This is a genomic window from Aquimarina pacifica (assembly GCF_000520955.1).
Lineage (GTDB): Bacteria > Bacteroidota > Bacteroidia > Flavobacteriales > Flavobacteriaceae > Aquimarina > Aquimarina pacifica.
In genome coordinates, this window is sequence record NZ_JACC01000074.1 from 1 (window position 1) to 6,221 (window position 6,221).

1 protein-coding gene and 1 pseudogene are annotated in these 6,221 nt (G+C 34.6%); both read left to right on the plus strand.

The window, feature by feature from the left end:
• The coding region (locus DZ60_RS23680; RefSeq protein WP_034230379.1) for an OmpA family protein at nucleotides 1–293 on the plus strand (293 nt) is incomplete at its 5' end.
• A gap of 1,572 nt (nucleotides 294–1,865) precedes the next feature.
• Nucleotides 1,866–6,221 (plus strand): annotated as a pseudogene (locus DZ60_RS0121640) (hypothetical protein); the annotation flags it as partial.

The following is a 6,221-nucleotide window of genomic DNA, read 5'->3' on the forward strand; positions in this document are numbered from 1 at the left end:
AAATAGAATTACAAAAAGTAATCGCTGCATTACATCAATACCCACAACTCAAAATAGATGTACGTTCTCATACTGATAGCAGAGCCGATGATAACTACAATATGTATTTGAGTGAGCGCAGAGCAAAAAGCACTATCAAATATATTATCGAAAAAGGAGGTATTGACTCCTCTAGAGTCACAGGCAGAGGATATGGTGAAACCTCAATACTTAACAAATGTGCTAATAATACATCCTGTAACGAAGAAGAACATCAACTTAATAGAAGAAGTGAATTTATCGTAATACAATAGAAAAGAGGCTTTATTGTATAGTTTCTGATATCAATTATTATGTATTTGTTTTTCTAAATAAAGCATTCGGTCAATTTCTATAAATAGAGATGCAATTATGACTTGTACATTTATTGTCCATGAATTTTTAAATAAAAGCCTTAATAGAAACAGCAAATTTAAATTTTCTACTACTTTTTATATACTAAAGAGAAGTCATTTATGTGTAAAGTAACTTTAGTCAACAAAGGAGTTTCGAAGATTTTTTAGATCTCTCTTTTGGAGTATGTTTTTTAGTTTATAAGCTTCTTTTTGATAGATATTCTTTATTTGATTTTAGAAGAATATCTTTTGGTAAATCTGTTAACATCTCTTTTGAATTATTGGTCTTATTGATATAAGCTTCTGTATTTAAGTTTTTTTAAAATCAATGATTGATTGTAAGTAACATGTGCCTATTAATAAAGAAGTTTATTTATTAATACAAATCCATAGTATTGGTTATAAGCACTTCTCTTCTTTAAGACCTTCTTTACCTTCAATACTATATGATTAGTTTTTAACTTTTAGAACTTAAAAGAATACCTAATTATATATGTCTAAAATGGCTCCTGTTTTAGATATAATCGGAAGAGATTTTAATTTAATATTGATTTTTTTTTAAGAGGATAGATATTGGTGCTTTAAATATATTAAGTGTTTGGTAAACAATGTAAAAAGGTTTGTTTCGGGTGCTTTTTTCTTTGCCGTAACGTAATCAGATTTAATGATAGACGTGCAAATCTAATTGGACTATTTATTTGAGTAAAATTTGAGTAAAAAAAAATGCTTTATCTTCTTGATTGTAATTCAAAAATGCTACCTATTCAAAGTTAGAAATGGTATTAGTTCTATTACTACAAGTGAAAAGGTGAAAAAACATAAAACATATTTTGATGTTATTGAAAATTCATTTTTTTAACATTTTTATGGTTGTTATATAATAATTTTATGGTTTAACCTCGTGTATTAGTTAAAATTTTATTAATATATTTGGTAAATACTAATCCTAAAAATATATATGGCATAATAAATACTTCTGAAAATTAAACCTACTTAACAAATCACATTTATTTTTTTCAACCCCTCAATAAATGACATTTTACTTTAAGAAATATGAGCAAGTGTTTCCTCTAAAGTTTTTGTGTTAATTAGATTAAGTACTATAATTTTTTGTTTGTTTTTTGTTTTTTATTTGATTGTGATATACTATATAAAAAGTATTATTATGACTAGATAAATAATGTCTAAAGGGTAGTTAATAAGGTAACGTAACACATGAGAAGAAAAAATAAGTTTATATTTCTTCGTGATTTGTCAAGATGTAAAAGTTATAAGGGAGCTATTTCGAATTATATCATAAGCTTGCAATTACTTCAGAATTTGTATGAACATTATTTCTGTAATGTGTTAAGATTAACTTTCTCAATATTTATTATTAGTATTTATTAATATCTAGCGATTCGTGCTAGCATATTTCATTTTAGAATGGTGAACCTAATACTTTGATTAAAACCAAAGAAATATTATAGAATAATTTTATCATAGAAGCATATGAAAATTTTTACTACTTCCTTAATTACACCTAATACTGATCTAAAAAGATCCAAAATATATTACAAGTTTTTTATATTCTTGTTTTCAATTTTATTTTCTTATCAGGGGTTTTCTCAAGATTGTGGTGTTGTACAAACTCTATACCAGACGGTTGGTTCTGGTGGTGTTGCTAATGTATTTAGGTATAACCCATTTTTGCAAGAATATGTTGATGTTGGTGATTTAGCAGGAGCAGCAGTAGGTTCTGCATCGAATTCTGCATATAACAGGATTACAGAGTTTATATATTCTAGAGATTCAGCCGATGCAGATAACATTGTATCAGTATATGATCCAGCAAATAATTATTCTTTAGAGGGTAAGATTACAATTACTAATTTATCTGCTGGTTTTGCTTTTAACAATACTCTTTTTGCACAAGATGAATTTATAGGTAATGTGAATGGGAATAATATTTTGATAATCGATGTAGATGGCCTTACTCTACCGGCAACTATAGATGCTTCGACCTCTCCAAGAATTACCGAAATTACTAAAAACAATGCAAACCCAGGTAGTACTCCCGCAATACCTACACCTGCGGATTATGCATATTTAGGAGGGTTTATTTATGGAGTAAATGGTACCGATATGGTTATTATTGATGTTGCCACAGGAGACGCAATAACAAGAACCATAAACTTTACAGGAACAGTAGGAGCAACCGCACCAGGAACTTCATTCGGTGCAGCATGGCAAGATAGAGAAGGTAATTTTTATGCGTTTAGTAATGATAATGGAAATATTTATAGAGCTCTTGATGTAGAAACTTTAGTAGCAGCTACAACACTTCCCACAGATGTTATTACAATGCAAAGTGTTTTGGTGGCAAACCCTTCTGGAAACAATGATGGCTTTGCCTGTGAAGTGCAACCCAATCCTTTGGACTGGGATGGCGATATGGTTGAAGATGATATAGATATAGATGATGATAATGATGGGATTTTAGATACAGTAGAAAATGGAGGATTAGATCCAAATGCTGATGAGGATGGTGATGGGGTTCCATTGTTAATAGATGATGACGATTCTCTTGCTACAGGAGGTTCTATTGGTAATGCTGATGGTCTAATCAATCCGATTTTTGATTTTGACAATGATGGTATTCCCGATTCTTTTGATTTAGATTCTGATGGAGATGGTATTATCGATAATATAGAAGCACAAGAAACTAGTGAGTACGAGCCACCGGGAATGGATAGTGATGGTAATGGTTTTGCTGATAACTATGAAACTTTTCCGGGATCAGGTATTCCTAATGATGTATTAGCAGATACCGATGCTACAGGCTTTGAGGATTACCTTGATAGTGATAGTGATGATGATGGAATTTCTGATTTGATTGAGGGGAATGATTTTGACGGGGATGGTATAGCCGACGTATTGCCTACAGGTATCGATACTGATTATGATGGTTTAGACGATAATTATGATAATCAAACCGATGGCCCTTCAGATCCAGATGCTTCAACGAATGATGGTCAAGTACCTGCTGATTTTCCTGATGTCGATGAAGTTGGTGGAGAACTAGACTGGCGTGCTGGTGAAGATATAGACGATGATATCGTTAATAATCCAACTGATCTCGATGATGATAATGACGGAATTCTAGATACTGTAGAATATACAGGTTTAGACCCTTTTGGAGATGAAGATGGTGACGGACAGTATAACTATGCCGATGTATTTGATAATAATATTGCGGGAGATGGCTCTACGACTATTTATACCGATTCGAATAGTGATGGTGTTCCTGATGCCTATGATTTTGATCTTGATGGTATTATAAATCATTTGGATTTAGATAGTGATAACGATGGAATCTATGATGTCATAGAAGCAGGTGGAGATCCAAGTCTTTTTCCTGGACAAGAAGGACGTCATAATGATGATGATAATAATAATGACAATGTAGTAACGAGTGGGGTTCCATCATTAGCAAATGGTGGTTCAGGAATTACTCCTATTGAAACCACATCAGGAGTGCCAGATTATTTAAATTTGGATAGTGATGGTGATGGCTGTAGTGATGCTAATGAGGCATACGGAGATGCAGATGCTGATGGTGGTGATGGCGGAGTATATAATCCTGCAAATGTAGCCGTTGAACCCTTAACCTTAGCTGCCGGAACCGTGAACACAGATGGGGCCGTTGTTGCGGCGGGCTATTCTGATCCAATAGATGATGATACCGATCTTACAGATGACTACCAGCAAATTGGTGGCCCAGATACTGATGGTGATGGTATTGCTAATGCCTGTGATATAGTATTTAATGATGTTGATAATGATGGTGTTGGGGACTTAATAGATTTGGATGATGATAATGACGGAATTTTAGATGTAATAGAAAATATTCAATGTTCACCTACAGCTAATAACGGTTTTTTCTTTCAAAATTGGAGCCTAGATCCATTAGTTGATTCTGGTACAGGTGCATTTCCATGGAATCCAGGAACAACGAGTGCAGTGACTCCTAGTAATCGTACTGATGTGACGATTCCTTATTTAGGTTTTGGCAATGTAATTCTAGCTCCTTCTTTAGTTCCAGATGATGATTATGTAATTACAGCAGTACCAGATGCGACTAGGACTTTGACAGGAACTTCAGGAACACTGACTTTTGATGAAGGGATGAGTATGATTGATTTAGGAGCAGGTATAGGTGCGTCTTCAGGGAACTATATGATAGTCTCAGCGATAGTCGAAATTCCCGATGGTGCTACCTCTGTTACTTTTAGGGTAGAATCACCAAATACATTTGCCGACTGGCAAGCGCTTTTTGTAGCACATGATGGGGCAGGAAACCCTAGTGTATTAGAATCAGATTTACGTTATGTCGGAGAATCTCTAGGTGGAGCTGCAACACCTACCTTTATTGTAAACCCTGTTACCAGTAATTATGTACGAGTGGCATACACACTTAATGATGGTAGAGCGAATTCATCTGCCGTTTTACAATGGGATGTTGATGGAGTTGGTTTTGTTGATACTCCTTTTACGTCATTATTTACCGGAATAGTTAGTTGTGATACGGATAATGACGGAGTTCCGAATTACTTAGATATAGATAGTGATAACGATGGAATTTATGATGTCATAGAAGCGGGTGGAGACCCAAGTCTATTCCCAGGACAAGAAGGACGTTATAATGACGATAATAATAACACAGATAATACAGCAAACAACGGGGTTCCCTCATTGGCAAATGGAGGAGCTGGAATAATTCCAACGGATACCGGAAATAATGGTAGTTTCGATTATTTAAATTTAGATAGTGATGGTGATGGCTGTAGTGATGCTAATGAGGCTTATGCAGATGCAGATGCTGATGGTGGTGATGGCGGAGTATATAATCCTGCAAATGTAGCTGCAGAACCATTAACCTTAGGTGCTGGTACCGTAGATACAAATGGAGCTGTTGTTGCCGCAGGTTATGCAAATCCTGTTGATGACGATGTCAATCTTACAGATGATTACCAACAAATCGGAGGCCCTGATTCTGATGGTGATGGTATTGCTGATGCTTGTGATTTGGTATTTGATGATGCCGATAATGATGGTATTGGAGATGGTATAGACCTTGATGATGATAACGATGGGATTTTAGATACTGTAGAATGTAATTTAACCACATTTTCGATTGGATTCGATGCTACTAATGAAGGGTGGATTGTTGATAACAATAATGCAGGCGGTAATGACGGGACTGTAATCTATTCTACAGCAGCATTAACCAACCAAAGTTGTGATTTTTCATCGGTACCTTCTAGTCCAACAGGTACTAACTATATTTTGTGGACAGATGAATCTGCAGGCAATGTATATTTTGAGAATCCGACAGATTTAAACTTGGATTTATCTGCCTTAATTGATAACGGTACATTAAGTTTTGATTGGATAAATGGAGTTTATGGAGGAGCAAGTCCTACTACCAGTGATATGATTGTAGTATTAGATGGAGGAGGTACTTCTGTTACCTACCCATTAACCGGTGTTGTAGGAAGTTTGGTAAATGATGGAAACTGGCATAATATATCCGTAGACCTTACTACAGCAAATTTTGGAGGAAGTCTAGCAGCTGTCCTTGCGGATTTAGATATTATTTCAATCAAAGTTGAAAATATTAATGACAGACAAGTTGGAAATGCTGGAACAACTTGTATTGATGCAGAATACATAGGATTAGATAATATTGTGTTTACTTCTTTATGTGTAGACACAGATGGTGATGGTGATGTAGATAGTGTTGATACAGATAGTGACAATGATGGTTGTAGTGATGCAGATGAGGCGTATGGAGCATCTGGTACG